The sequence below is a fragment of the Bradyrhizobium sp. UFLA05-108 genome, assembly GCF_059803455.1.
Map to the genome: position 1 here is coordinate 1 of NZ_JBANAZ010000278.1, position 525 is coordinate 525.

1 protein-coding gene is annotated in these 525 nt (G+C 64.8%); it reads left to right on the top strand.

Translation table 11 applies throughout. The features are described from left to right. Nucleotides 1-525 (top strand): aromatic amino acid transport family protein (locus tag SO140_RS46470; RefSeq protein ID WP_498544277.1); only part of this gene is annotated, 525 nt, incomplete at both ends.

Below are 525 nucleotides of genomic sequence, written 5' to 3' on the forward strand. Positions count from 1 at the left end.
TGCCGCTGCTGTTCTGGCTGGTGCTGGTGGGAAGCCTGCCTACCATCCCCATGCTGTACGTTGCCGAATCCACGCTGCGCACCCGCGCGCATCTGCAGCTGAGCGGGCTGGCGAAGCGCTACGTCGGCGGCCTGGGCGCCTGGCTGATGTTCGCTTCGGTGTGCGTCAACAGCGTTGGGGCGCTCACCGCCTATATGACCGGCAGCGGCAAGCTGCTGCAATCGCTGTTCGGCCTCTCGCCGGCGCTGGGCAGCCTGCTGTTCTTCGTGCCCGCCGCCGGCGTGCTGTACCTGGGGTTGAAAGCGATCGGCCGCGGCGAGAAGTTCATCAGCATCGGCATGGTGGTAATGTTGACCGCGCTGGTGGCGGCGACGCTGCTGAAAGACACCACCCAGATGCGCAACCTGTTGGACGGCGACTGGCGCTATATGGTGCCGGTGTTCAACGTGGTGGTGTTCTGCTTCTCGGCGCAATACATCGTGCCGGAAATGGCGCGCGGCTTTGCCGACAAACCGGAGCAACTGC